20 protein-coding genes, 2 tRNA genes, 4 rRNA genes and 1 pseudogene are annotated in these 25,726 nt (G+C 52.3%); 13 read left to right on the top strand and 14 right to left on the bottom strand.

Translation table 11 applies throughout. The features are described from left to right. Nucleotides 1–12: 12 nt before the first annotated feature. The 6 genes and pseudogenes from dprA (at nt 13) to ACQG1K_RS20200 (ending at nt 3,796) form a co-directional block, all read left to right on the top strand. Nucleotides 13–1,137 (top strand): annotated as a pseudogene (gene dprA / locus ACQG1K_RS20225) (DNA-protecting protein DprA). Continuing rightward, on the top strand, nt 1,109–1,582 hold the full coding sequence (gene smg, locus ACQG1K_RS20220; RefSeq protein ID WP_000460665.1) for a DUF494 family protein Smg: 474 nt from the start codon (nt 1,109–1,111) through the stop codon (nt 1,580–1,582). Before dprA ends, smg begins: the two are co-directional and overlap by 29 nt. Before the next feature lie 26 nt (nt 1,583–1,608). After that, nucleotides 1,609–2,163: a DNA topoisomerase family protein gene (locus ACQG1K_RS20215; protein ID WP_023298754.1), complete on the top strand. Its 555-nt coding sequence runs from the start codon at nt 1,609–1,611 to the stop codon at nt 2,161–2,163. Then, the gene (gene tsaC / locus ACQG1K_RS20210) at nt 2,156–2,728 is read left to right on the top strand and encodes an L-threonylcarbamoyladenylate synthase type 1 TsaC (protein ID WP_426720992.1); all 573 of its coding nucleotides are present in this window, start codon (nt 2,156–2,158) and stop codon (nt 2,726–2,728) included. Before ACQG1K_RS20215 ends, tsaC begins: the two co-directional genes overlap by 8 nt. A gap of 4 nt (nt 2,729–2,732) precedes the next feature. Continuing rightward, nucleotides 2,733–3,551, top strand: a complete 819-nt coding sequence (gene aroE, locus ACQG1K_RS20205) for a shikimate dehydrogenase (protein ID WP_367076568.1) — start codon at nt 2,733–2,735, stop codon at nt 3,549–3,551. After that, a complete protein-coding gene (locus ACQG1K_RS20200; protein WP_150312974.1) occupies nt 3,548–3,796 on the top strand; it encodes a DUF1488 domain-containing protein in 249 nt (82 codons plus the stop codon). The genes aroE and ACQG1K_RS20200 overlap by 4 nt, the downstream gene beginning before the upstream one ends. Here the strand turns inward: ACQG1K_RS20200 and ACQG1K_RS20195 are convergent. After that, complete coding sequence (locus tag ACQG1K_RS20195; protein ID WP_367076570.1) at nt 3,772–4,326, bottom strand: gamma carbonic anhydrase family protein; 555 nt, start codon at nt 4,324–4,326, stop codon at nt 3,772–3,774. The two genes, ACQG1K_RS20200 and ACQG1K_RS20195, sit on opposite strands and share 25 nt — an antisense overlap. 476 nt (nt 4,327–4,802) lie before the next feature. Between ACQG1K_RS20195 and ACQG1K_RS20190 the strand changes: the two genes are divergently transcribed. From ACQG1K_RS20190 to rrf (ACQG1K_RS20165), 6 genes are all read left to right on the top strand, one after another. Further along, nucleotides 4,803–6,344: ribosomal RNA gene (locus tag ACQG1K_RS20190) — 16S ribosomal RNA — on the top strand. Nucleotides 6,345–6,428: 84 nt separating this feature from the next. After that, nucleotides 6,429–6,504 (top strand) — tRNA-Glu (locus ACQG1K_RS20185). A 182-nt stretch (nt 6,505–6,686) separates the two neighbouring features. Further along, nucleotides 6,687–9,591, top strand: a 23S ribosomal RNA gene (locus ACQG1K_RS20180). Nucleotides 9,592–9,660: 69 nt separating this feature from the next. Then, a 5S ribosomal RNA gene (gene rrf, locus ACQG1K_RS20175) occupies nt 9,661–9,776 on the top strand. 14 nt (nt 9,777–9,790) lie between these two features. Then, nucleotides 9,791–9,866 (top strand) — tRNA-Thr (locus tag ACQG1K_RS20170). A gap of 43 nt (nt 9,867–9,909) precedes the next feature. Continuing rightward, nucleotides 9,910–10,025: ribosomal RNA gene (rrf, locus tag ACQG1K_RS20165) — 5S ribosomal RNA — on the top strand. The 16S, 23S and 5S rRNA genes sit together here with 2 tRNA genes alongside, the layout of an rRNA operon. Before the next feature lie 347 nt (nt 10,026–10,372). Here the strand turns inward: rrf (ACQG1K_RS20165) and ACQG1K_RS20160 are convergent. The 3 genes from ACQG1K_RS20160 to ACQG1K_RS20150 all read right to left on the bottom strand — a co-directional run bounded on the left by ACQG1K_RS20160 (nt 10,373) and on the right by ACQG1K_RS20150 (nt 15,106). Further along, nucleotides 10,373–10,594: a lipoprotein gene (locus ACQG1K_RS20160; RefSeq protein ID WP_003860364.1), complete on the bottom strand. Its 222-nt coding sequence runs from the start codon at nt 10,592–10,594 to the stop codon at nt 10,373–10,375. Between the two features lie 247 nt (nt 10,595–10,841). Next, entirely contained in the window at nt 10,842–13,955 is a 3,114-nt protein-coding gene (locus tag ACQG1K_RS20155) for an efflux RND transporter permease subunit (protein WP_048206623.1), read from the bottom strand. Nucleotides 13,956–13,966: 11 nt separating this feature from the next. Next, complete coding sequence (locus ACQG1K_RS20150; RefSeq protein ID WP_022649575.1) at nt 13,967–15,106, bottom strand: efflux RND transporter periplasmic adaptor subunit; 1,140 nt, start codon at nt 15,104–15,106, stop codon at nt 13,967–13,969. 396 nt (nt 15,107–15,502) lie between these two features. Here ACQG1K_RS20150 and envR point away from each other — a divergent pair, with 396 nt between their 5' ends. Then, entirely contained in the window at nt 15,503–16,150 is a 648-nt protein-coding gene (gene envR, locus ACQG1K_RS20145) for an acrEF/envCD operon transcriptional regulator (protein WP_022649574.1), read from the top strand. On the opposite strand, the gene ACQG1K_RS20140 is transcribed toward envR, so the two are convergent. The 10 genes from ACQG1K_RS20140 to accB all read right to left on the bottom strand — a co-directional run bounded on the left by ACQG1K_RS20140 (nt 16,145) and on the right by accB (nt 25,711). Continuing rightward, a complete protein-coding gene (locus ACQG1K_RS20140; RefSeq protein ID WP_038417078.1) occupies nt 16,145–18,229 on the bottom strand; it encodes a putative bifunctional diguanylate cyclase/phosphodiesterase in 2,085 nt (694 codons plus the stop codon). The two genes, envR and ACQG1K_RS20140, sit on opposite strands and share 6 nt — an antisense overlap. A gap of 139 nt (nt 18,230–18,368) precedes the next feature. Then, complete coding sequence (locus ACQG1K_RS20135; RefSeq protein ID WP_003860373.1) at nt 18,369–18,533, bottom strand: DUF2556 family protein; 165 nt, start codon at nt 18,531–18,533, stop codon at nt 18,369–18,371. Nucleotides 18,534–18,711: 178 nt separating this feature from the next. Next, nucleotides 18,712–19,008 carry a DNA-binding transcriptional regulator Fis gene (fis, locus tag ACQG1K_RS20130; protein ID WP_000462905.1) on the bottom strand — a complete coding sequence of 99 codons (297 nt, stop codon included), beginning with the start codon at nt 19,006–19,008 and terminating at the stop codon, nt 18,712–18,714. A 23-nt stretch (nt 19,009–19,031) separates the two neighbouring features. Further along, the gene (dusB, locus tag ACQG1K_RS20125) at nt 19,032–19,997 is read right to left on the bottom strand and encodes a tRNA dihydrouridine synthase DusB (RefSeq protein WP_006812176.1); all 966 of its coding nucleotides are present in this window, start codon (nt 19,995–19,997) and stop codon (nt 19,032–19,034) included. Nucleotides 19,998–20,326: 329 nt separating this feature from the next. After that, nucleotides 20,327–21,067 carry a carbonic anhydrase gene (locus tag ACQG1K_RS20120; RefSeq protein ID WP_046620923.1) on the bottom strand — a complete coding sequence of 247 codons (741 nt, stop codon included), beginning with the start codon at nt 21,065–21,067 and terminating at the stop codon, nt 20,327–20,329. A gap of 137 nt (nt 21,068–21,204) precedes the next feature. Then, the gene (prmA, locus tag ACQG1K_RS20115) at nt 21,205–22,086 is read right to left on the bottom strand and encodes a 50S ribosomal protein L11 methyltransferase (RefSeq protein WP_022649571.1); all 882 of its coding nucleotides are present in this window, start codon (nt 22,084–22,086) and stop codon (nt 21,205–21,207) included. Between the two features lie 11 nt (nt 22,087–22,097). Continuing rightward, on the bottom strand, nt 22,098–23,549 hold the full coding sequence (gene panF, locus ACQG1K_RS20110) for a sodium/pantothenate symporter (protein ID WP_022649570.1): 1,452 nt from the start codon (nt 23,547–23,549) through the stop codon (nt 22,098–22,100). Continuing rightward, nucleotides 23,539–23,781, bottom strand: coding sequence for a YhdT family protein (locus ACQG1K_RS20105; RefSeq protein WP_022649569.1), 243 nt, complete (start codon nt 23,779–23,781; stop codon nt 23,539–23,541). Before ACQG1K_RS20105 ends, panF begins: the two co-directional genes overlap by 11 nt. Nucleotides 23,782–23,889: 108 nt before the next feature. Continuing rightward, on the bottom strand, nt 23,890–25,239 hold the full coding sequence (gene accC, locus ACQG1K_RS20100; protein WP_003860388.1) for an acetyl-CoA carboxylase biotin carboxylase subunit: 1,350 nt from the start codon (nt 25,237–25,239) through the stop codon (nt 23,890–23,892). A 10-nt stretch (nt 25,240–25,249) separates the two neighbouring features. Next, nucleotides 25,250–25,711, bottom strand: a complete 462-nt coding sequence (accB, locus tag ACQG1K_RS20095; protein ID WP_010436174.1) for an acetyl-CoA carboxylase biotin carboxyl carrier protein — start codon at nt 25,709–25,711, stop codon at nt 25,250–25,252. Nucleotides 25,712–25,726: the final 15 nt, after the last annotated feature.

Raw genomic sequence — 25,726 nt, 5'->3', positions numbered from 1 at the left:
GCAGGGAAAAGGATGACGTCCACAGAGGTATGGTTACGGCTTATAAACATCGGGTCGTTATACGGTGATGCAATGCTGGAGATTGCGCAGAGGCTGCTTCGCCAGGCAACCGTCGATGCTGAAGCTGTCAACGCGTCAGGGCTTTCGCCCAAACATGCCGTAAAGTTTTTTTCGTTCAGCGAGAGTGAGCTTGAACGTAGTCTGGAATGGCTGGAACACGCCGACAACCACCTTCTCACGGCGGATGATCCTCGCTTCCCGCCATTGTTGCGTTCTATCCCTGATTTTCCCGGGGCGCTATTTGTGAGAGGCCGCGTTGACGTGCTTAATAGCATGCAGCTTGCGGTTGTGGGCAGCCGTGCGCCCTCGTGGTACGGCGAGCGTTGGGGGAAAATGCTGAGTGAACAGCTGTCCCAATGTGGCTTTACGATCACCAGTGGCCTGGCTTGCGGCATCGACGGTGTAGCACATCATGCGGCGTTGTCCGCAAAAGGGCGAAGTGTCGCCGTGCTTGGCAATGGTCTTTTTAGTCTCTATCCGCGTCGTCATCACATTCTGGCTGAGCAACTTATCGCTTCAGAGGGGACAATAGTGTCTGAGTTTTCACTCTCAACACCGCCCAGACCGGGTAACTTTCCACGGCGTAACCGGATCATCAGTGGGTTAAGCCAGGGTGTGCTGGTGGTCGAAGCTGCGATTCGGAGTGGATCGCTGGTTACCGCAAGGTGCGCACTGGAGCAGGGGCGTGAAGTTTTTGCGCTGCCCGGCCCGTTGGGGAACCCCGGCTGCGAAGGCCCTCACTGGCTGATAAAATAGGGGGCGACGCTGGTGACCTGCAAAGAAGATATCCTTGAAAATTTGCAGTATGGACTGCATTGGTTGCAGGATGATCTCCAAAAGCGACATATTTCATCGGATCAGGAGGCAGTAGCATTGCCATTTCCCAAGCTCCTGGCTAACGTAGGAGATGAGGTAACACCTGTTGACGTTGTCGCTGAACGTGCCGGCCAACCTGTGCCAGTAACGGTAGCACAGCTACTCGAACTGGAGTTAGCAGGGTGGATCGCAGCTGTACCCGGCGGCTATGTCCGATTAAGGAGGGCATGCCATGTTCGACGTACTGATGTATTTGTTTGAGACTTACATCCACAACGAAGCAGAAATGCAGGTGGATCAGGACAAATTAACACGGGATCTGACCGACGCAGGTTTTGAGCGGGAAGATATATATAATGCGTTGATGTGGCTGGATAAGTTGGCTGATTATCAGGACGGCCTCGCCGAACCGATGCAGCTTGCTTCTGACCCATTGTCTGTGCGCATCTATACAGCTGAAGAGTGTGAAAGGCTGGATGCCAGCTGCCGGGGATTCATTTTATTCCTCGAGCAGATTCAGGTGCTAAACCTCGAAACGAGAGAGATGGTGATAGAGCGCGTCATGGCGCTGGATACTGCTGAGTTTGAACTGGAAGATCTGAAATGGGTGATCCTGATGGTTCTGTTCAACATTCCAGGCTGTGAAAATGCCTATCAGCAAATGGAAGAATTACTCTTTGAAGTGAATGAAGGTATGCTGCATTAATTCTATGTGCAGCAACAAGAGTTGTTATGGCCAAATCAGCACTCTTCACGGTGCATAAAAACGAGCCCTGCCCACAGTGCGGGGCAGAACTTGTTATTCGGTCCGGGAAACACGGTCCGTTTCTCGGTTGTTCACACTATCCGGAATGTGATTATGTCCGTCCCCTGAAAAGCCAGGCGGATGGACATATCGTCAAAATTCTGGAGGGACAGCTTTGTCCTCTCTGTGGCGGTGAACTGGCGCTGCGGCAGGGGCGGTTCGGGATGTTTATCGGATGCAGCCGCTACCCGGAGTGTGAACATACGGAACAAATTGATAAGCCAGATGAAACGGCAATTGCCTGCCCTCAGTGCCAGCGTGGCCAATTGGTGCAGCGGCGCTCTCGTTATGGCAAGACCTTCCATTCGTGCGATCGCTATCCTGAATGCCAGTTCGTCATCAATTTCAAACCAGTAGCGGGCGTCTGCTCTCATTGCGATTATCCGTTACTTATAGAGAAGAAAACCGCGCAAGGCTTGAAACGCTTTTGCGCCAGTAAACAATGTGGAAAGCCGGTTTCGGCGGATCAAATCAGTGAATAATAACCTGCCATCAGGCTCCATCGCGCAGGCGGTGGAAATCCTGAAAAAAGAAGAAGTCATCGCCTATCCAACAGAAGCCGTTTTCGGGGTCGGGTGTGATCCTGACAGCGAAGTCGCCGTTAACCGTCTGCTGGCGCTAAAACAGCGGCCTGTCGAAAAAGGATTGATTTTGATCGCTGCGAACTACGAGCAGCTTAAGCCTTATATTGATGATTCCATGCTGACACCTGCACAGCGGGAAACCATTTTCTCTGCGTGGCCTGGTCCCGTGACGTTTGTTTTTCCTGCACAGCCGACAACGCCGCGCTGGTTAACCGGGCGTTTCGATTCACTCGCGGTACGTGTCACCGACCATCCGCTGGTGGTGGAGTTATGCCAGGCATTTGGTAAACCTCTGGTTTCAACCAGCGCCAACCTGACCGGGCTTCCCCCTTGTCGGACAACCGAAGAAGTTCTGGCGCAGTTCGGGAATGATTTCCCGGTAGCCGTGGGTGAAACCGGTGGTCGTCTTAACTCGTCAGAAATTCGCGATGCCTTGACCGGCGAACGTTTTCGCCAGGGATAATGTGATGGAAACCTATGCTGTTTTTGGTAACCCGATCGCGCACAGCAAGTCGCCTCTGATCCATCGGCTGTTTGCGGAGCAATTGCATATAGATCACCCGTATGGTCGGGTTCTTGCGCCTGTTGATGCATTTATACCGACGCTGAATAGCTTTTTTGATGCGGGTGGTAAAGGTGCGAACGTCACGGTGCCTTTTAAAGAAGAGGCTTTCGGGCGCGCGGATGAACTGACCGAACGTGCGTCGCTCGCTGGCGCCGTCAATACTCTTAAGCGGCTTGAAGATGGTCGCCTTCTGGGCGATAACACCGATGGCATAGGTTTACTCAGCGATCTGGAGCGACTGTCGTTTATTAAACCAGGCTTTCGGATCCTGCTGATCGGTGCGGGTGGCGCGTCGCGCGGTGTATTGCTTCCTCTTCTTTCGCTGGATTGTGCGGTGACAATCACCAACCGTACTTTCTCCAGAGCAGAAGAACTGGCGGCGTTGTTCGCACACACAGGCAGCGTAGCTGCGGTAGCACTTGAGGATCTCGCGGGTCACGAATTTGATCTTGTGATTAATGCCACCTCAAGCGGTATTAATGGAGAGATCCCGGCGATTCCTGCATCCCTGGTTCATTCCCACATCTACGCCTATGACATGTTTTATCAAAAAGGGAAAACGCCATTTCTGACCTGGTGCGAACAACAGGGGGCAAAACATGTGGCTGATGGTCTGGGCATGCTGGTGGGGCAGGCGGCTCATGCGGTGCTACTCTGGCATGGCGTGTTACCTGTTGTAGAACCGGTGATCGAAAAGCTGAAACAGGAACTGTTGGCATGAATCAGGCGATTCATTTTCCCGACAGAGAAATCTGGGATGAAAACAAGCAAGCGGTGTGTTTCCCGGTGCTGGTGCATGGAATGCAGCTCACCTGTGCGATTAAAGGGGAGACGTTGCATCAGCGCTTAGGTGGTTCAGATCCATTAGCGGTCTTTTGCGAAAATCGCTGGGATCTGGAAGAGGAAGCCAGCGATTTGATCCGCGATCAGCAGGAAGACGATCAGGGTTGGGTCTGGTTATCCTGATCCAGATAGTCATTCTTCCATTTAACGTAATTGTTCGCTGAGTATTTCAATCCTTCGATCTCCGCCTCTTTTAGGGGGCGGATCTGTTTAACCGGACTGCCTAAATAGAGATAGCCACTTTCCAGGCGTTTGTTTTGCGGAACTAGGCTTCCTGCGCCAATCATTACGTCATCTTCTACTATGACGCCATCCAGCAAAATCGATCCCATCCCAACGAGAACCCTGTTACCGATCGTGCAGCCGTGGAGCATTACTTTATGACCGACGGTAACATCTTCCCCAATGATGAGCGGATTGCCCTCAGGGTTATAAGATGACTTATGAGTCACATGCAGCACGCTGCCGTCCTGAATATTGGTGCGTGCACCGATTGCAACGTAGTTAACATCGCCCCGGATCGCGACAAGTGGCCAGATGCTGACATCATCGGCCATGCGAACATCACCAATGACCACGCTGCTGGCATCGATCATCACGCGATCGCCTTTTTGGGGGAACAGATGTTTATAAGGACGTAATACTGCAAACATATCTACCTCGATACAGATGAGCGTTATTAAAGAAGACTTTGATCGTATTCCTGGAGCGAGGCAAGGCAAAATGCGTCAATTTTTAAGCGGATCGGATGGGTTTTCAGCGAAAAGCACGGAAAATCATCAGTTGGAAAAAAAGATCTAAAAAATACTTGTGCTAAAAACTGGGATCCCTATAATGCGCCTCCATCGACACGGCAGATGTGAATCACTTCACAGACTACCCGGTCGGTTGAAGAGAAAAATCCTGAAATAACGGGTTGACTCTGAAAGAGGAAAGCGTAATATACGCCACCTCGCGACAGAGCGCTGAAGCGCGTCGCAACTGCTCTTTAACAATTTATCAGACAATCTGTGTGGGCACTCAAAGTGACATGGATTCTTAACGTCCTCGGACGAAAAATGAATACCAAGTCTCAACGAGTGAACACGTAATTCATTACGAAGTTTAATTCATTGAGCATCAAACTTTTAAATTGAAGAGTTTGATCATGGCTCAGATTGAACGCTGGCGGCAGGCCTAACACATGCAAGTCGAACGGTAACAGGAAGCAGCTTGCTGCTTTGCTGACGAGTGGCGGACGGGTGAGTAATGTCTGGGAAACTGCCTGATGGAGGGGGATAACTACTGGAAACGGTAGCTAATACCGCATAACGTCGCAAGACCAAAGAGGGGGACCTTCGGGCCTCTTGCCATCGGATGTGCCCAGATGGGATTAGCTAGTAGGTGGGGTAACGGCTCACCTAGGCGACGATCCCTAGCTGGTCTGAGAGGATGACCAGCCACACTGGAACTGAGACACGGTCCAGACTCCTACGGGAGGCAGCAGTGGGGAATATTGCACAATGGGCGCAAGCCTGATGCAGCCATGCCGCGTGTATGAAGAAGGCCTTCGGGTTGTAAAGTACTTTCAGCGGGGAGGAAGGCGACAGGGTTAATAACCCTGTCGATTGACGTTACCCGCAGAAGAAGCACCGGCTAACTCCGTGCCAGCAGCCGCGGTAATACGGAGGGTGCAAGCGTTAATCGGAATTACTGGGCGTAAAGCGCACGCAGGCGGTCTGTCAAGTCGGATGTGAAATCCCCGGGCTCAACCTGGGAACTGCATTCGAAACTGGCAGGCTAGAGTCTTGTAGAGGGGGGTAGAATTCCAGGTGTAGCGGTGAAATGCGTAGAGATCTGGAGGAATACCGGTGGCGAAGGCGGCCCCCTGGACAAAGACTGACGCTCAGGTGCGAAAGCGTGGGGAGCAAACAGGATTAGATACCCTGGTAGTCCACGCCGTAAACGATGTCGACTTGGAGGTTGTGCCCTTGAGGCGTGGCTTCCGGAGCTAACGCGTTAAGTCGACCGCCTGGGGAGTACGGCCGCAAGGTTAAAACTCAAATGAATTGACGGGGGCCCGCACAAGCGGTGGAGCATGTGGTTTAATTCGATGCAACGCGAAGAACCTTACCTACTCTTGACATCCAGAGAACTTAGCAGAGATGCTTTGGTGCCTTCGGGAACTCTGAGACAGGTGCTGCATGGCTGTCGTCAGCTCGTGTTGTGAAATGTTGGGTTAAGTCCCGCAACGAGCGCAACCCTTATCCTTTGTTGCCAGCGGTCCGGCCGGGAACTCAAAGGAGACTGCCAGTGATAAACTGGAGGAAGGTGGGGATGACGTCAAGTCATCATGGCCCTTACGAGTAGGGCTACACACGTGCTACAATGGCGCATACAAAGAGAAGCGACCTCGCGAGAGCAAGCGGACCTCATAAAGTGCGTCGTAGTCCGGATTGGAGTCTGCAACTCGACTCCATGAAGTCGGAATCGCTAGTAATCGTGGATCAGAATGCCACGGTGAATACGTTCCCGGGCCTTGTACACACCGCCCGTCACACCATGGGAGTGGGTTGCAAAAGAAGTAGGTAGCTTAACCTTCGGGAGGGCGCTTACCACTTTGTGATTCATGACTGGGGTGAAGTCGTAACAAGGTAACCGTAGGGGAACCTGCGGTTGGATCACCTCCTTACCTTAAAGAACCTGCCTTTGTAGTGCTCACACAGATTGTCTGATGAAAAGTAAATAGCAAGGCGTCTTGCGATTGAGACTGTACGTCCCCTTCGTCTAGAGGCCCAGGACACCGCCCTTTCACGGCGGTAACAGGGGTTCGAATCCCCTAGGGGACGCCACTTGCTGGTTCGTGAGTGAAAGTCACCTGCCGTCATATCTCAAAACTGACTTGCGAGTCATGTTTGAGATATTTGCTCTTTAAAAATCTGGATCAAGCTGAAAATTGAAACGACACACAGCTCATGTGTGTTCGAGTCTCTCAAATTTTCGCAATCAGAAGTGAAACATCTTCGGGTTGTGAGGTTAAGCGACTAAGCGTACACGGTGGATGCCCTGGCAGTCAGAGGCGATGAAGGACGTGCTAATCTGCGAAAAGCGCCGGCGAGGTGATATGAACCTTTGACCCGGCGATGTCCGAATGGGGAAACCCAGTGCAATCCGTTGCACTATCGTTAACTGAATACATAGGTTAACGAGGCGAACCGGGGGAACTGAAACATCTAAGTACCCCGAGGAAAAGAAATCAACCGAGATTCCCCCAGTAGCGGCGAGCGAACGGGGAGCAGCCCGGAGTCTGAATCAGCTTGTGTGTTAGTGGAACGGTCTGGAAAGTCCGACGGTACAGGGTGATAGTCCCGTACACGAAAGCACACATGCTGTGAACTCGAAGAGTAGGGCGGGACACGTGGTATCCTGTCTGAATATGGGGGGACCATCCTCCAAGGCTAAATACTCCTGACTGACCGATAGTGAACCAGTACCGTGAGGGAAAGGCGAAAAGAACCCCGGCGAGGGGAGTGAAAAAGAACCTGAAACCGTGTACGTACAAGCAGTGGGAGCCTCTTTATGGGGTGACTGCGTACCTTTTGTATAATGGGTCAGCGACTTATATTCTGTAGCAAGGTTAACCGTATAGGGGAGCCGAAGGGAAACCGAGTCTTAACTGGGCGTTAAGTTGCAGGGTATAGACCCGAAACCCGGTGATCTAGCCATGGGCAGGTTGAAGGTTGGGTAACACTAACTGGAGGACCGAACCGACTAATGTTGAAAAATTAGCGGATGACCTGTGGCTGGGGGTGAAAGGCCAATCAAACCGGGAGATAGCTGGTTCTCCCCGAAAGCTATTTAGGTAGCGCCTCGTGAACTCATCTTCGGGGGTAGAGCACTGTTTCGGCTAGGGGGCCATCCCGGCTTACCAACCCGATGCAAACTACGAATACCGAAGAATGTTATCACGGGAGACACACGGCGGGTGCTAACGTCCGTCGTGAAGAGGGAAACAACCCAGACCGCCAGCTAAGGTCCCAAAGTCATGGTTAAGTGGGAAACGATGTGGGAAGGCACAGACAGCCAGGATGTTGGCTTAGAAGCAGCCATCATTTAAAGAAAGCGTAATAGCTCACTGGTCGAGTCGGCCTGCGCGGAAGATGTAACGGGGCTAAACCATGCACCGAAGCTGCGGCAGCGACACTATGTGTTGTTGGGTAGGGGAGCGTTCTGTAAGCCGTTGAAGGTGTCCTGTGAGGGGTGCTGGAGGTATCAGAAGTGCGAATGCTGACATAAGTAACGATAAAGCGGGTGAAAAGCCCGCTCGCCGGAAGACCAAGGGTTCCTGTCCAACGTTAATCGGGGCAGGGTGAGTCGACCCCTAAGGCGAGGCCGAAAGGCGTAGTCGATGGGAAACAGGTTAATATTCCTGTACTTGGTGTTACTGCGAAGGGGGGACGGAGAAGGCTATGTCAGCCGGGCGACGGTTGTCCCGGTTTAAGCATGTAGGCGGAGGTTCCAGGTAAATCCGGTACCTTGTTAACGCTGAGGTGTGATGACGAGGCACTACGGTGCTGAAGTGATAAATGCCCTGCTTCCAGGAAAAGCCTCTAAGCATCAGGTAACACGAAATCGTACCCCAAACCGACACAGGTGGTCAGGTAGAGAATACCAAGGCGCTTGAGAGAACTCGGGTGAAGGAACTAGGCAAAATGGTGCCGTAACTTCGGGAGAAGGCACGCTGATATGTAGGTGAAGCCCCTGCGGGCGGAGCTGAAATCAGTCGAAGATACCAGCTGGCTGCAACTGTTTATTAAAAACACAGCACTGTGCAAACACGAAAGTGGACGTATACGGTGTGACGCCTGCCCGGTGCCGGAAGGTTAATTGATGGGGTTAGCGGCAACGCGAAGCTCTTGATCGAAGCCCCGGTAAACGGCGGCCGTAACTATAACGGTCCTAAGGTAGCGAAATTCCTTGTCGGGTAAGTTCCGACCTGCACGAATGGCGTAATGATGGCCAGGCTGTCTCCACCCGAGACTCAGTGAAATTGAACTCGCTGTGAAGATGCAGTGTACCCGCGGCAAGACGGAAAGACCCCGTGAACCTTTACTATAGCTTGACACTGAACACTGGTCCTTGATGTGTAGGATAGGTGGGAGGCTTTGAAGCGTGGACGCCAGTCTGCGTGGAGCCAACCTTGAAATACCACCCTTTAATGGCTGGTGTTCTAACGTAGACCCGTAATCCGGGTTGCGGACAGTGTCTGGTGGGTAGTTTGACTGGGGCGGTCTCCTCCCAAAGAGTAACGGAGGAGCACGAAGGTTGGCTAATCCTGGTCGGACATCAGGAGGTTAGTGCAATGGCATAAGCCAGCTTGACTGCGAGCGTGACGGCGCGAGCAGGTGCGAAAGCAGGTCATAGTGATCCGGTGGTTCTGAATGGAAGGGCCATCGCTCAACGGATAAAAGGTACTCCGGGGATAACAGGCTGATACCGCCCAAGAGTTCATATCGACGGCGGTGTTTGGCACCTCGATGTCGGCTCATCACATCCTGGGGCTGAAGTAGGTCCCAAGGGTATGGCTGTTCGCCATTTAAAGTGGTACGCGAGCTGGGTTTAGAACGTCGTGAGACAGTTCGGTCCCTATCTGCCGTGGGCGCTGGAGAATTGAGGGGGGCTGCTCCTAGTACGAGAGGACCGGAGTGGACGCATCACTGGTGTTCGGGTTGTCATGCCAATGGCACTGCCCGGTAGCTAAATGCGGAAGAGATAAGTGCTGAAAGCATCTAAGCACGAAACTTGCCCCGAGATGAGTTCTCCCTGAGACTTTAAGTCTCCTGAAGGAACGTTGAAGACTACGACGTTGATAGGTCGGGTGTGTAAGCGCAGCGATGCGTTGAGCTAACCGATACTAATGAACCGTGAGGCTTAACCTTACAACGCCGAAGCTGTTTCGGCGAAGAGACAGACACGATTTTCAGCCTGATACAGATTAACAGAATTTGCCTGGCGGCTTTAGCGCGGTGGTCCCACCTGACCCCATGCCGAACTCAGAAGTGAAACGCCGTAGCGCCGATGGTAGTGTGGGGTCTCCCCATGTGAGAGTAGGGAACTGCCAGGCATCAAATTTAGCGTGCTGATATGGCTCAGTTGGTAGAGCGCACCCTTGGTAAGGGTGAGGTCCCCAGTTCGACTCTGGGTATCAGCACCACTTTATACTTAGGTTAAAGTTCGGCAAGAAGTAAAAGAATTTGTCTGGCGGCTTTAGCGCGGTGGTCCCACCTGACCCCATGCCGAACTCAGAAGTGAAACGCCGTAGCGCCGATGGTAGTGTGGGGTCTCCCCATGTGAGAGTAGGGAACTGCCAGACATCAAACAAGTAGAAAGGCCATCCGAAAGGATGGCCTTTTTGCGTTATGCCCTCAGCTAAACCAATTTCCTTATCAGATATTCCAACGAGTGCCGTTAATACCTTACTTGACGTATTAAAGCGTCTTAACCCAGCTATAAATGAATTCACGGAATGCATAATGCTTACTCGCAGCAGCGTTAAATCAATTCAGTGATTCAGACGGAGGTTGTATAGGTAAGGAAATAGGACTATAAAAAAACAGGATACTGAATCTAAAAATTATCTGATGATATCTGAGAGGGGAAATATACATCCCTTTGATTAGATAAAATAAAAGCGCGGCGATGGCCGCGCTTTTAAAAGTATTATTTAGTCAGGGCGACAATACCGAGAGTCAGGCCAGCTATTGCTGCGGCGCCACCGGCAATCGCACCTGCTGTTTCCCAGTTATCCTGGGTAGTCCCCTTCATACAGGTATTGGTGTGAACCAGTCGCCCCTGATCGTCGTATACCGGTACACAGGGAGAGTCGTGCGCGCAACCAGCAAGCAGCGCAGCGAGAAGTGCAACGGAAAGGAATCTTTTCATGATGTTACCTCAATATGATCGCTTATTCGCTTAAGAGCCGATGCGGCAATTTACGAATTGATGATTATTTTACCACCGCACTAATACCATACAGCACGGGGAATAATCTCAAATTGTGTGGATTGTAAAAATCATGGAGAAAAAAGAGGGGCGTTGATTATTTATGGAGGAAATGTGAAGAGATGTCTTTTTATTAGAATGCTGACAGGAAATAAAAAAGGCACCAGAGGTGCCTTTATGATTTTCATTAATCCTTATGCTTTGTAAACCGTCTCCGGACAACAACGAAGAAAACAGGAACAAAGAAAATGGCCAGCAGAGTGGCTGACAGCATCCCGCCCATCACGCCCGTCCCGACAGCGTTTTGTGCCCCACTACCTGCGCCACTACTGATGACCAGAGGCATAACACCAAGGATAAATGCCAGAGAGGTCATCAGGATAGGGCGCAGACGCATACGTGAGGCTTCCAGCGTGGCTTCAATAATCCCTTTGCCTTCTTTATCCATAAGATCCTTGGCGAACTCAACGATCAGTATGGCGTTTTTGGCTGATAAACCAATTGTCGTAAGCAGACCAACCTGGAAGTAAACGTCATTGTTCAGCCCACGTATTGATGCAGCCAGAAGCGCGCCGATCACCCCCAGGGGCACAACCAGCATGACCGAGAATGGAATTGACCAGCTTTCATAGAGAGCCGCCAGACACAGGAACACCACAATCAGTGAAATGGCATACAGTGCTGGAGCCTGATTTCCGGAAAGACGTTCCTGATAAGACATCCCCGTCCAGTCGTAGCCAATTCCGGAAGGCAGTTTCGACGCAAGGCTTTCCATCATCTCCATTGCCTCACCGGTACTTTTGCCTGGCGCAGACTCACCGAGGATCTCCATTGATGGCATCCCATTGTAACGTTCCAGACGAGGTGAGCCGTACACCCAGTGAGAGCTGCTAAAGGCAGAGAAAGGCACCATTTCGCCGTTAGCACTACGCACATACAGGTCGTTAATATCTCCTGGTAACATACGGAAGCGAGCATCAGCCTGGACATAAACTTTTTTCACGCGTCCATGATCGATAAAGTCGTTCACATAAGTGCCACCCAATGCTGTTGAGATGGTCTGATTGACATCAGATATGCTCACACCCAGCGCCTGGGCCTTCTCCTGGTCGACATCCAGTTTGTACTGTGGCGTATCTTCCAGTCCGTTAGGACGCACGCGGACCAGTAAGTCAGGATGTTCCCTTACCATGCCAAGCAGTTGGTTACGTGCCTGCGTGAGCTGCGTATGTCCCAGGTTTGCCTGGTCAATCAGTTCAAAGTCAAAGCCTGTTGCGGTACCCAGTTCAATAATGGCAGGGAGGTTAAACGGAAATACAAGACCATCTTTGATCTGGCTAAACGCTTTCGTTGCGCGGCTGACAATCGCCTCAACGCCGTTTTCCTTGCCCGGGCGTTCTTCCCATGGCTTCAGGCTGACGAAAGCGATACCGGAGTTCTGCCCCTGCCCGCTAAAGCTAAATCCGTTTACGGTAAAGACCGATTCAACGTTCGCTTTCTCTTTCGTCAGATAATAGTCCTGAACCTGATCGAGTACCTGCTGGGTACGCATCTGCGTCGCCCCTGCCGGCAGCTGAACCATCGTCATAAACACCCCCTGATCCTCTTCCGGCAGGAAGGAGGAAGGCAGGCGCAGGAACAGTATTGCCATGCCGCCGACGATGATGACGTAAACCAGCAGATAGCGTCCGGTCTTACGTAAAATGCCGCTCACGCTGTTGCTGTAGTGCTCCACGCTCTTATCAAAAAGCGCGTTAAACCAGCCGAAGAATCCACCTTTCTTTTCATGATGGTCGCTGGAAACCGGTTTGAGCAGCGTTGCACATAAAGCAGGCGTTAATATCAACGCCACCAGCACCGATAAGGCCATCGCGGAGACAATGGTCAGCGAGAACTGGCGATAGATAGCCCCGGTTGAACCTCCAAAAAATGCCATCGGAATAAACACCGCTGAAAGCACCATGGCAATGCCCACCAGAGCGCCCTGGATTTGCTCCATCGACTTCTGGGTCGCCTCTTTTGGCGGCAGCTTGTCCTCAACCATGACGCGTTCTACGTTCTCAACCACCACGATGGCATCATCGACGAGCAAACCTATCGCCAATACCATCCCGAACATCGTCAGGGTGTTAATGGAGAAACCAAACGCAGCCAGTACCGCGAAGGTACCCAGTAGCACCACGGGCACGGCAATAGTCGGAATAAGGGTCGCCCGCAGGTTTTGCAGGAACAAGTACATCACCAGGAACACGAGAACGATCGCTTCAAACAGCGTCTTCACCACTTCATGGATTGAGATCTTCACGAAAGGTGTGGTGTCGTACGGATAAACGACTTTCAGGCCCTGAGGGAAGAAGGGCTGCAACTGCGCCAGTTTACTCTTAATGGCGGCAGCGGTATCCAGCGCGTTTGCGCCAGTCGCCAGCTTGATCCCGAGCCCCGTTGCTGCCTGGCCATTGATTTTGGTGACCATGTTGTAGTTTTCGCCACCCAGCTCAATGCGGGCCACATCTTTCAGGTGGACCATTGAACCGTCCTGGTTCACCTTCAGCGTCACACGGCCAAACTCCTCCGGCGATTTCAGGCGCGTTTGAGCAATAATTGAGGCGTTCAGTTGCTGCCCTGGTACGGACGGCGTACCTCCCAACTGGCCCGCAGCAATCTGGTCGTTCTGCGTTTTCAGTTGGTTAATGACATCCAACGGCGTGAGCTGATATTTATTCATCGCGTTGCTGTCCAGCCAGATGCGCATTGCATACTGCGCACCGAACAGCTGCACATCACCGACGCCGGAAGTACGGCTGATCGCATCTTTTACGTTAGAAGCGACATAGTCGGAGATATCATCCTGAGTGAGGTTTTTATTATCCGACACAAATCCCGCGACCAGCAGGAAGCTGCTGCTGGATTTTTCCACGCCGATCCCCTGTTGCTGTACTTCTTGCGGTAGCAGCGGCATAGCGAGCTGGAGTTTGTTCTGAACCTGCACCTGCGCGATATCAGGATCCGTACCCGACTCGAACGTCAGGGTGATGGTGACGTTACCGGCAGAATCACTGGTGGACGACATGTACATCAGATTGTCGATTCCGTTCATGTTCTGTTCGATAACCTGCGTCACGGTATCCTGGACCGTCTGGGCATCAGCGCCAGGGTAGGTCGCTGTCACCGCAACTGCTGGCGGCGCAATGGTTGGATATTGCGCCACCGGCAGTTTTAAAATGGCCAGCCCGCCCGCAATCATCAGAATGATGGAGAGCACCCAGGCGAAAACAGGCCGTTGAATAAAGAAATTAGCCATCTCGTTATCCCTTAACTGGCTGGAGTCGCGGCGGTATCAGGAATAGCCACGGCGGTGACGCCAGGGCGAACTTTTTGCAGGCCGCTGATAATGACGCGGTCGCCATTTTTCAGACCTTCCGTGATCAACCACCGATCGCCAATCGCCTGCGGTGCAACGACAGTGCGAGATTCCACCTGGTTTTTATCGTTTACCACAAGCACGGTTGCATCACCGCGAGGTGTACGGGTTACCCCCTGCTGGGGAACAAGGATGGCATCAGGCTGTGTGCCTTCGTCAATGCGTGCACGGACAAACATACCCGGTAACAGCATATGCTGAGGGTTAGGGAAGAGAGCGCGAAGGGTGATTGAGCCGGTACTTTCATCTACCGTGACATCAGAGAACTGGAGCGTTCCTTTCAGCGGATAAGGCTGGCCATTTTCCATCAGCAACTCAACGCTGCTGGTGTCTCCCTTTTGCAGGCTCGTCTGCTGCTTCAGACGCATAAAATCGCTGCTGGATTGCGTTACATCGACATAAATGGGATCGAGCTGCTGAACTGTCGCCAGTGCGGTTGACTGACCATTAGTGACTAACGCCCCTTCAGTGACGCTGGATTTGCCAATGCGCCCGTTGATTGGCGATGTGACTTTCGTATAAGCAAGATTGATCCGCGCGCTCTCAACGCCAGCTTTCGCGGCAACGACGCTTGCATCCGCCTGCTGGGCGGTTGCCACCGCCTGATCATACTCCTGCTTGCTCACATATTGCGTACCGACCAGCGGAAGGTAACGTTTTACCGTCAGATGGGCTATGTTTGCCGCCGCCTGCGCTTTTACCAGTTCACCTTTCGCATTGTCGTAGGCTGCCTGATAGGTGGCCGGATCGATCTGATAAAGTGATTCACCCGCTTTGACGTCGCTGCCTTCGGTAAAATTACGGTGCAGAATGATACCACTTACCTGGGGACGAACCTCCGCTACACGATAAGCGTCAGTTCTGCCTGGCAATTCCGTCGTTACGGCCAGTGGCGCGCTTTTGACAATATGAACACTGACCTGAGGAGCTTGCCCATGCTGCTGTGGGTTTTCTTGCCCATCGCACCCGGCGAGCAGTGCAGCACAGACAATGAAACCGGATAAGGGTAAGCGTCTGAAGTGATTCGTCATTACTGTTCCTTAAACTACCCTTGAACCGATATATGCCATAAGTCGGTGAAAGGGTGTGAGGCAAAAAAAGAAATGTAGCTGCGTATAATAATGAGGGTATTCAAGGTTTTTTAATTTATAAGTGCTGATGGAGGCAATAAAAAGCAAAATCAGATTCTGAACCAGTGTATTCGAAATCCGGCTTCTGTCAGGATAATCAACGGAATACTTATGAGTAAATACAAACTATTTATTTAATGAATTTGATTCGCTCAATTTATTCGTATGAATTATAAATTAAATGAATTGACTTTTTTTGTGCAAAACTAAAACGGGTTATGGTGAATACTTTGACTTACACGACCCTTTAATAACGTTTGATGTCGTATCAACCGTATAAGTAATGAGTAGCAGGCTATGGCGCGTAAAAAGAAAGAAGAGGCTCAAAAGACCCGGCAGCAGCTGATTGAAGCCGCTATCGGGCTATTCGCGACACGTGGCGTGGCTAATACCACGCTTACCGACATCGCCGATGCTGCTCAACTTACTCGCGGGGCGGTTTACTGGCATTTTTCGAGTAAAGCGGAAATATTTAACGCCATCTGGGAACAGCAATTGCCGCTGCGTGAAATGATTCGTGACAGGTTAATACTTTCTGAAAAAGATGACCCTTTGTTAATGCTTCGTGAACAGTTTATTGTCGCGCTGCAATATATTGCGAGCGAGCCACGCCAGTATGCTCTTTTACAAATTCTGTATCATAAGTGTGAATTTCATGACGATGTGATTTCAGAATGTGAAATACGCAAGCGGATCGGTTTAAACGATACTTATCTTCGCAGGACGTTGAGACAATGCGTTGCGCGTAGCATTATTTCTTCCCAAACTAATATTGAACTGGCGCTGATTGTTTTCCACGCATTTTTTAGCGGAGTCATTAAAAACTGGTTAATGGATAGCAACAGTTTTAATCTGTACAAACAGGCGCCGGCGCTGGTGGATAATATTCTTGCGACACTAAATATCACTCGAGTGGCGCCAGTGTTCTACGATACAGCCTCATGATTGCATACGGGATGGTGACATCTCCCCGTGCTGGCACTGTTCCATAATAGCCTGCGCGGTAATCGGTTTGCCCAGCAGATAACCCTGTAGCGTATTGCATCCCAGTTCTGTCAGAAAGGTCTGCTGCGCTGCGGTTTCGACCCCTTCTGCCACGACCTTCAGATTCAGCGTTTTTGCCAGGGCGATAATCGCCGAGACGATCGTCGCATCTTCACTCTCTCCACTTAACTCTTTTACAAAAGCACGATCGATTTTCAACTCGCAGGCAGGGAGTCGCTTAAGATAAAGAAGGCTTGAATAACCTGTACCAAAATCGTCTATCGAGGCTTTTACGCCCGCATCCGTCAGCGCTGTCAGGACACGAACGCTTTCGTCCGGATTGCTCATCGCCGTGGTTTCGGTCACCTCCAGGATCAACATGCCGGGCGGTACGCTATGGCGCGTCAGACAATCGAGAACCGTTTTAACCAGCGACGGCTGTTCGAACTGCAACGTAGAAAGATTCACCGCCATTGACCAGTCCGTGTGGCCCTGAAGGTGCCATTCTCGCAGCTGGCGGCAGGCCTCGTCGATTACCCAGTTTCCAATTGGAATAATCAGCCCGGTTTTCTCTGCAAGCGGTAGAAACAGGTCGGGGGGCAGTAATCCCTGTTTGGGATGCTGCCAGCGTAACAGCGCTTCGAATCCGATGACCGGCCCGGCAGGGGCGTGGAATTTAGGTTGATAAAGCAGACGTAACTCATTACGGTCGATGGCCTGCCACAGATCATTCATCAGCTGAAGATGCGTCTGCGCCAGCGTATTCATTGACGGCTGAAAGAAGTGATAACCGTTACGACCCATATGTTTCGTGTGGTACATCGCAGCATCAGCGTTAAACATCAGTTCACGATCGGTTTTGCCATCGTGTGGATAGAGCGCAATGCCAATGCTCAGGGTGACCATCAGTTCGTAAGGATCGAGATGGAACGGGCTATCAATGACGCGTACCAGTGAATTTGCCAGTGAGGCAGCATCATCCGGGGTAGTGGTTTCTGCCAGCAGGACGAATTCATCCCCACCGATACGCGCCAGCGTGTACTGACCTTTCAACTGCAACAGCAAACGCTGAGTCACCGCAACCAGAAGATTGTCACCGACATCATGACCATAGGCATCGTTGACGGTTTTAAAGCCATCAAGATCCATAAACATCAGCGCGAAAGGGCTTCCTTCGCGATCGGCCTTGCTGATGGCCTGATCGAGGCGATCCTCAAGCAGAATACGATTGGGTAAGCGCGTCAGCGTATCATGCAACGCCAGCTGAGCGAGTTCACGGTTAGCTTCTGCCAGTGATGAGGCCAGCAGCGAGGTACGAGCCTGAAGGCGGGCATCGAACATCGATACCAGCAGCGTAATCCCCAGAATAGCGAGCGCGACCACGCTAACCAGTATCGCCAGCCAGCTCCCGTTAATGCCATGATGGTGGACCATCGTCGACATTGGAAATTGTGCTGCTTCCATGCCGGCGTAATGCATGCCAGCGATAGCGATGCCCATGGTGATCGCCGCCCCCAGACGCATCAACGCCATTCGTGCAGCTTCCTGACGTAAACGGAACGTCAGCCAAAGAGCGGCCAGTGAAGCGGCAAGGGCTATGCCCACAGAGATAGCCATCCACGTTTTATCCCAGACAATACCCGGAGTGACCTCCAGGGCAGCCATACCGGTGTAGTGCATGGTAACTATGCCTGCACCCATCACGACGGCGCCAGGCAGCAGTCGGCGCAAATGTAGCTGCTCGCCGCTAACGAGCCACAGGGCGAACATTGACGAGCTGATGGCGATAATCATCGAAAGCACGGTCAGGGTCGCGTTGTAACTCATGCTCATGGAAAGATCCATCGCCAGCATACCGATGAAATGCATCGCCCACACGCCAATCCCCATCGAAACACCGCCACCTGCCAGCCAGACGCGTGCAGCGACGCCCTGGCTTCCGGCAACGCGCGCAGCCATATTCAGCGCGGTATAGGCGGCAAGAATGGCGACAATAAAGGAGATGACGACGAGGATTTGGTTGTATTGGCTAACCAGCATGGTCTGTTCACTCGTTGTGAGACGTTAAGCAAGAGCGGTTGAAAAGGGCACAGACATTATCATCGTCAGGAAATGACGAAAAGTGATTTAAGCCCCTGTTTTTATTGGGTGATAACAGAGGGGTACAGGATGGAAGAGGCTAGTCCAGCTCTGAGCAGTTGACCAGTTTTAGCGGGTTCACGGAATTCATATTGCGACATTTATCGGTTTCGGTGCTCATCAGTTCAATCCACTGCATCAGCAGCGCATCGAAAATGAAAACAGAGACAGCAAAAACGACCAGCCACCAGTATTTACGAATCATGTGTCATTCCGCGAAAAGAGAGCCTGTAAGGTGGTGGAAATATACACGAAAAGCGGGCGTTGAAAAGTGGGGAAGGAGAAGGTTTACAAAGCGTTGACGGTCGCTCATCCGGGCAATAAAAAAGGCGCTTCCCCATGCCGAAGAGCGCCTTTTTAAACAAGCATTTAACTGATTAGTATCAGTTCATGCCGTATTTTTTCAATTTCTTACGCAGGGTACCACGGTTGATGCCCATCATCAGGGCAGCGCGGGTTTGATTACCACGGGTGTATTGCATCACCATGTCCAACAGTGGCTGTTCAACTTCAGCCAGTACCAGCTCATACAGGTCATTAACATCCTGACCGTTCAGTTGAGCAAAATAGTTCTTCAGTGCCTGTTTAACCGAGTCACGCAGGGGCTTTTGAGTCACCTGATCCTGAGAGTTAACGGTAGAAACGGTCAGTACGTCAGAATTTACGCGTTGTTCGAACATAGTTCTGTCAGCTCTTTATTTCATTACGCAAGATTTTCGAAGTATGCCTCCAACGCCTCCAGCTGTTCGCTGGCATCCTCAATGGCGTTGAATGTGCGCCGAAACTGGTCATTTGGAGCGTGCTCCTGGAGATACCAGGATACGTGTTTACGCGCAATTCGGTACCCTTTTGCCTGGCCGTAGTGGTCATGCAGTTCCCGAACATGCGAACAAAGCAAGCGCTTAACCTCTGCCAGAGGCAGCGGGGCAAGCAGCTCCCCAGTGTCCAGATAATGCTGGATTTCCCGAAAGATCCAGGGTCTTCCCTGAGCGGCACGTCCTATCATCAGAGCATCAGCTCCCGTATAGTCGAGCACAGCTCTGGCTTTAAGCGGGTCAGTTATGTCGCCATTCGCGATAATCGGAATGGAAACTTTCTGCTTAACTGCCCGAATGCTGTCGTATTCAGCTTCACCGTTGAACAAACAGGCGCGAGTGCGTCCATGAATGGTCAGGGCCTGAATGCCACAGTCTTCGGCCAGTTGGGCAATCTCTACACAGTTACGGTGTTCCGGCGACCAACCCGTGCGAATCTTCAACGTAACAGGAACGTCCACTGCGCTGACAACCGCCGTCAGGATTGACTTCACCTGGTCGGGGTATTGCAGAAGGGCTGAACCTGCAAGCTTGCGATTCACCTTTTTGGCCGGGCAACCCATATTGATATCAATAATCTGGGCGCCACTTTCCACGTTAATACGCGCGGCATCTGCCATCTCTTCAGGCACGCTTCCGGCAATTTGCACGGTGCGGATACCTGGCTCATCCACGTGCACCATCCGAAGGCGGGACTTGTCGCTTTCCCAAACCTGCGGGTTAGACGACATCATCTCGGAAACGGTTAATCCTGCTCCCATCTCGTAGCACAGCGTCCTGAACGGCCGGTCGGTAATACCTGCCATTGGGGCTGCGATCAGGCGATTTCTAAGCTGGTGGTGTCCGATGCGCATGAGTTAAGAAATGACCATACTGTGACTGCAAGGCGGCGTATATTACGCATTTTTTGCACGAGATGAAAGGCCAAACTTTGAACAATCCTCTGTTGTAGATCAAGGAATCGCCAGTCATTCTTTTCGGATAAGATTATTCGCTATTTAAATCATTGTGTTATGAAGAAATGAACATTTTGTGGGCGCTTACAATTTCCCGTAACTTCTCATCATTTCTGAATAAATGAATCAATTGGCCGGGATAATCTGCTGCGATATGCAGCAGATTATGGCGCTTCTTTGCGATCTGCGTCGCATTTCAGCACAGGATATCAGCGCAAAAAATCGGCTTATTCAACAACCAGACGGCCATGAAGCGGCTGAACCGGGCGGCTGTTTTCGTGGTGCATAGTGTGAGTGAATTTTTGCAGCTGTTCAGCAGAGACGGTCAGCGGATGCTTGAGCACCAACCATGTCACCCCTTCTGAGCACGGTGGTGTGGTCAGGGAGCCGCTAAAACGCCAGTAGGTTTTATCCGCAGGCAGTAATTTATTCATATCGAGGGTTGGCTTAATTGTAACGTTCTGGTCAACCTGCCCTGGCATCACGCCCCAGAGTTTATCCAGTGCAGCGTTTGCCGCGCCCTGATCGAACATAACGGCAACGACCGTCAGTTCGCCGTCAGCGTTTTTATGGACCAGATGCATTTCCATTGCGTATTTTTTACCGTGCACCGTGTTTTCGGATGGCGCATGGAAATGGAACTGCTGTAATGTCCAGGTCTGTTTATCAAGCGTGATGCTGTCGCGTGTATCGGCATTTTCACTCGCCTGGATAGTATGGCCGTTGTTTGTCAGGGTGACCGGGCCGTCGATATAGTGCGTTTCCAGCGGAGAGATGTGAGCTTTGACCGTATTATCAATGTTAACCGGCGACTGATACATCCCGCTTTTACACGTCTTGTACGCCTCGTCCAGTTCGCCCCAGTGTGCCGGTGCGCCTTCTCCTTGATAGCTCCAGTGTGAGGCGTAAGTTGAAGCCGAAATCACGCTCAGCGCCAGCAGCGCTGCCTTGCCTGAAATGTGTTTCATCGTATTCTTCCTGTGAATTTTATTATCCAAATCAATGATTAACATTATGATTTGTGCGGTTATTTTATCGAAGAAAGGATGAAGGGGGGAGAAAAAACCGAAGGGAAAAGGCGTGGTCAGACGACCACGCCAAAGGCTTATTTTTTACGACCGGTGATGCGACACCACTCTTCTTTCTCGACAACCGGGTCGAGCGCAAAGAGATCGGCGTAGGCTTCACAGACGCTGTCTGCCTGGCTGGCAAGGATACCGGACAGGCCCAGCAGACCGCCTTCAACCGGCAGCACGCTGATTAACGGCGCCAGCTCGCGTAACGGGCCAGCCAGGATATTCGCGACCACCACATCGGCTTTCATGGCCTCTGGCTGTGCATCGGGCAGATACAGTTCAAGGCGATCGGAAACGCCATTACGCTCGGCGTTATCACGGCTGGCCTGAATCGCCTGCGGATCGATGTCGATCCCGATGGCTTTTGCCGCGCCCAGTTTCAGCGCCGCGATAGCGAGGATCCCGGATCCGCAACCGAAGTCGATCACGGTTTTGCCTTCCAGATCCAGGCCATCCAGCCATTGCAGGCACAGGGAGGTTGTCGGGTGGGTACCGGTGCCGAACGCCAGACCCGGATCCAGCATTACGTTGACCGCATTTTCATCGGGAACGTCGCGCCAGCTTGGGCAGATCCACAGACGCTGACCAAACTGCATCGGATGGAAGTTGTCCATCCACTCGCGTTCCCAGTCTTTGTCTTCCAGCTGTTCGATTTTATGCGCGAAACCCGCGCCCAGTAGCGGATGGTTTTCCAGAATCGCCACGACCTCTTTCATGTCGGTTTCTGCATCGAACAGGCCGATAACGTCCGTATCACCCCACAGGCGCGTTTCGCCTGGTAGCGGCTCAAAGACCGGCGTGTCATGCGTGTCCTGGAACGTGATAGAGACCGAACCGGCCTCCATCAGCGCATCACTCAGTTCTTCGGCGTTCGCGCCGGTTGTGTTCAGTTTCAATTGGATCCACGGCATGGCAAAACTCTTTATTTATCAGTAGAAATCAGGGTGGCGGGTGGAACGGGACGGCCAAAACGGTTACCCACCACAAACGCCAGTAAACTTAACAGTAACGAAGGCACGATCGGGTGAAAGCCAAGATACTGAATTTTCAACGTGGCGAGAACGGCATACAGGACGCCCCCGACAATCATGCCGCTTAATGCACCCGCGGCATTCGCGCGTTCCCAGTACAGCCCCAGCACCAGCGGCCACAGGAAAACGGCTTCCAGCCCGCCAAAGGCGAGCAGGTTCAACCAGATGATCATCTCCGGTGGACGCCACGCGGCCAGCAGCAGCAACGCCCCCAGCACCAGGGTAATCACCGCCGACATGCGCTTGAGGCGTCGCTCATTTTCGACCTGTTCAGGGCGCAAATTCAGATAGAGATCTTTAATGATCGTAGCGGAACTTTGCAGCAACTGAGCGTTGATGGTCGACATAATGGCCGCCATGGGTGCGGCGAGGAAAATTCCGGCGGCAAACGGCGGAAGTACTTTCACCATCAGGGTTGGAATGACCAGATCCGGTACGGTAAGGTCAGGGATCACCGCGCGTCCCAGCGCGCCCGCCAGGTGCATACCAAACATCAGGATTGCCACCACAATTGTCCCGATAATAATCCCGCGGTGTACCGCTTTGCTGTCTTTATATGAGATGCAGCGCACGGCGGTATGCGGCAGGCCAATCACGCCAAAGCACACCAGCACCCAGAACGAGGTCATAAAGGTTGGAGAGAGGATGTCATCCGCCCCCTGCGGCGAGACCAGTTTCGGATCGATCGCTTCCAGGGTTTCAACCGCATGGCTCAGGCCCCCTGCGGCATGCACGATACCCACCAGCAGAACGAGAGTGCCAATAAGCATCACCATTCCCTGCATCGTGTCGTTCAGAACGCTGGCACGGAACCCGCCAAACGCGGTGTACAGCGCGATACTCACACCGAAAATGACCAGACCCGTCTCGTAGGGGATCCCGGCTGCCGTTTCCAGCAGACGTGCGCCGCCGATAAACTGCACCGTCATCGCACCAATAAACGCCACCAGCAGACTCAGGCTTGCCAGCCATACCAGCAAGCGACTCTGATAGCGGGCAAACAGCATATCGTTCAGCGTCACGGCATTGTAGCGACGGGCCAGAATGGCAAACTTTTTACCCAGTATGCCCAGAGAGAGCCAGATGGCAGGCAGCTGGATCATGGCCAGCAGTACCCAGCCCAGTCCGTACTTATAAGCGGCGCCCGGGCCACCGATAAACGAGCTGGCGCTGATGTAAGTAGCGGTCAGCGTCATGGCCAGCACGACGCCACCCATTGAGCGGCTCCCGAGGAAATACTCGTTCAGAAAGGTACCGGTTGAACGTTTACGCATCGCATAAACCGACAGGCCAAACACCAGGAACAGGTAAGCGACAAGCGGCAGAATGACTTCAAGCTGCATCATCGTCCTCCAGGGAGATATCGCGATAGATGAATTTCACCATCGCCCAGCACAGCACAATAAACACCAGCGGCAGCAGCAGGCAGGCCATTTCAAACCAGTGCGGGAGGCCGGTAATGCCAATCGCTGAATCAGGTAAGTAAGCAGTTACTAACCATGCAGCGAGATAGAGAAGGGTCAGCCACAGCGCCCAGCGCGCTTCTTTATGGGCCTGAACAAAACGTTTGTCCATTTTTTGTCCCTTGTGGATGAAGAAAGCGGGGATTGTACATGATGGGGCTTTGCGATCCCCAGAAATAAAAAAGGCCGGATAATCCGGCCTTTTAGCAACACTGGTCTCTTACTTCTCGTTCAGACCGAGTTTTTTCTCCAGGTAGTGGATGTTAGTACCACCATTCTGGAAGTGCTCGTCGCTCATGATGCGCATCTGGAGATCTACGTTGGTTTTGATCCCGTCGATGATCAGCTCCTGAAGGGCGTTCTTCATGCGGGCAATGGCCACGTCACGGTTTTCGCCGTAGCAGATCAGCTTACCGATCATTGAGTCATAATACGGCGGTACGGTGTAACCGGCGTAAATATGGGACTCCCAGCGCACACCAAAGCCACCCGGCGCGTGGAAACGCGTGATTTTACCCGGGCTTGGCAGGAAGGTGTTCGGGTCTTCGGCGTTGATACGGCACTCTACCGCATGGCCTTTAACCACAACTTCTTCCTGTTTGATGGACAGCGGCTGACCGGCTGCGATACGCAGCTGTTCTTTGATCAGGTCAACGCCGGTGATCATTTCGGTAACCGGGTGTTCAACCTGAATACGGGTGTTCATCTCAATGAAGTAGAACTCGCCGTTTTCGAACAGGAACTCAAAGGTACCCGCCCCGCGATAGCCGATATCGACACACGCTTTGGCGCAACGCTCACCGATGTAGCGACGCAGTTCCGGCGTAATGCCCGGCGCTGGCGCTTCTTCGACGACTTTCTGGTGACGACGCTGCATGGAGCAGTCACGTTCAGCCAGATAGATCGCGTTGCCCTGACCGTCAGCCAGCACCTGAATTTCGATGTGGCGTGGGTTTTCCAGGTATTTTTCCATGTACACCATGTCATTGCTGAAAGCCGCTTTCGCTTCCGCTTTGGTCATGGAGATGGACTGCGCCAGTTCAGCATCGCTGCGTACAACGCGCATACCGCGACCGCCGCCGCCGCCAGACGCCTTGATGATAACCGGGTAGCCAATGCGTTTAGCATGGGCGCGGTTAGCATCCATATCGTCGGTCAGCGGGCCGTCAGAGCCCGGTACGGTTGGCACGCCGGCTTTTTTCATCGCGGTGATGGCAGACACTTTGTCACCCATCAGGCGAATGGTGTCGGCTTTCGGGCCAATGAAGATAAAGCCAGAGCGTTCAACCTGCTCAGCAAAGTTGGCGTTCTCAGAGAGGAAACCATAACCCGGGTGAATCGCGACCGCGCCAGTGATTTCGGCGGCGCTGATGATCGCCGGGATGTTCAGATAGCTTTTTACGGACGGAGCCGGACCGATACAGACCGTCTCATCCGCCAGCAATACGTGTTTTAAATCGCGATCCGCGCTTGAGTGCACGGCCACGGTCTTGATGCCCAGTTCTTTACAGGCACGAAGAATACGCAGTGCAATCTCGCCACGGTTGGCGATAACAATTTTATCCAGCATGTTCGCCTCGTTACTCGATGACGACCAGCGGCTCGTCAAATTCTACCGGCTGACCACTTTCGACCAGAATCGCTTTCACAGTACCTGATTTGTCTGCTTCGATCTGGTTCATCATTTTCATGGCTTCAACGATGCACAGGGTATCGCCTACGTTGACTTTCTGACCCACTTCGATGAACGCTTTCGCGTCCGGGCTCGGGGTGCGGTAGAAAGTACCAACCATTGGGGAACGTACGATGTGACCACTGATTTCTGCAGCTGCTGCAGGTGCGGCTTCTGCTGCTGGTGCAACGGCTGCGGAGAGCGCAGGCTGCTGCACTGGCGCAGCATAAGCTTGCTGCATTACCGGGAAGCTAGCGGCTGGGGCTGCACGGCTGATGCGTACAGACTCTTCGCCTTCAGAAATTTCCAGTTCGGAGATGCCTGATTCTTCAACCAGCTCGATCAGTTTTTTAATCTTACGAATATCCATGAGTGGGTTCCGTAC

Source organism: Enterobacter cloacae complex sp. 402C9 (assembly GCF_050030745.1).
GTDB lineage: Bacteria > Pseudomonadota > Gammaproteobacteria > Enterobacterales > Enterobacteriaceae > Enterobacter > Enterobacter intestinihominis.
The sequence above is the reverse complement of the archived record's forward strand: the minus strand, read 5'-3'. Positions and strand labels throughout refer to the sequence as shown.

Bases quoted from the DNA above. Each gene is read 5' to 3' on its own strand.
- smg (WP_000460665.1), top strand. From the start codon at position 1,109: ATGTTCGACGTACTGATGTATTTGTTTGAGACTTACATCCACAACGAA.
- ACQG1K_RS20215 (WP_023298754.1), top strand. From the start codon at position 1,609: ATGGCCAAATCAGCACTCTTCACGGTGCATAAAAACGAGCCCTGCCCA.
- aroE (WP_367076568.1), top strand. From the start codon at position 2,733: ATGGAAACCTATGCTGTTTTTGGTAACCCGATCGCGCACAGCAAGTCG.
- ACQG1K_RS20200 (WP_150312974.1), top strand. From the start codon at position 3,548: ATGAATCAGGCGATTCATTTTCCCGACAGAGAAATCTGGGATGAAAAC.
- ACQG1K_RS20195 (WP_367076570.1), bottom strand. From the start codon at position 4,326: ATGTTTGCAGTATTACGTCCTTATAAACATCTGTTCCCCCAAAAAGGC.
- ACQG1K_RS20160 (WP_003860364.1), bottom strand. From the start codon at position 10,594: ATGAAAAGATTCCTTTCCGTTGCACTTCTCGCTGCGCTGCTTGCTGGT.
- ACQG1K_RS20155 (WP_048206623.1), bottom strand. From the start codon at position 13,955: ATGGCTAATTTCTTTATTCAACGGCCTGTTTTCGCCTGGGTGCTCTCC.
- ACQG1K_RS20150 (WP_022649575.1), bottom strand. From the start codon at position 15,106: ATGACGAATCACTTCAGACGCTTACCCTTATCCGGTTTCATTGTCTGT.
- envR (WP_022649574.1), top strand. From the start codon at position 15,503: ATGGCGCGTAAAAAGAAAGAAGAGGCTCAAAAGACCCGGCAGCAGCTG.
- ACQG1K_RS20140 (WP_038417078.1), bottom strand. From the start codon at position 18,229: ATGCTGGTTAGCCAATACAACCAAATCCTCGTCGTCATCTCCTTTATT.
- ACQG1K_RS20135 (WP_003860373.1), bottom strand. From the start codon at position 18,533: ATGATTCGTAAATACTGGTGGCTGGTCGTTTTTGCTGTCTCTGTTTTC.
- fis (WP_000462905.1), bottom strand. From the start codon at position 19,008: ATGTTCGAACAACGCGTAAATTCTGACGTACTGACCGTTTCTACCGTT.
- dusB (WP_006812176.1), bottom strand. From the start codon at position 19,997: ATGCGCATCGGACACCACCAGCTTAGAAATCGCCTGATCGCAGCCCCA.
- ACQG1K_RS20120 (WP_046620923.1), bottom strand. From the start codon at position 21,067: ATGAAACACATTTCAGGCAAGGCAGCGCTGCTGGCGCTGAGCGTGATT.
- prmA (WP_022649571.1), bottom strand. From the start codon at position 22,086: ATGCCGTGGATCCAATTGAAACTGAACACAACCGGCGCGAACGCCGAA.
- panF (WP_022649570.1), bottom strand. From the start codon at position 23,549: ATGCAGCTTGAAGTCATTCTGCCGCTTGTCGCTTACCTGTTCCTGGTG.
- ACQG1K_RS20105 (WP_022649569.1), bottom strand. From the start codon at position 23,781: ATGGACAAACGTTTTGTTCAGGCCCATAAAGAAGCGCGCTGGGCGCTG.
- accC (WP_003860388.1), bottom strand. From the start codon at position 25,239: ATGCTGGATAAAATTGTTATCGCCAACCGTGGCGAGATTGCACTGCGT.
- accB (WP_010436174.1), bottom strand. From the start codon at position 25,711: ATGGATATTCGTAAGATTAAAAAACTGATCGAGCTGGTTGAAGAATCA.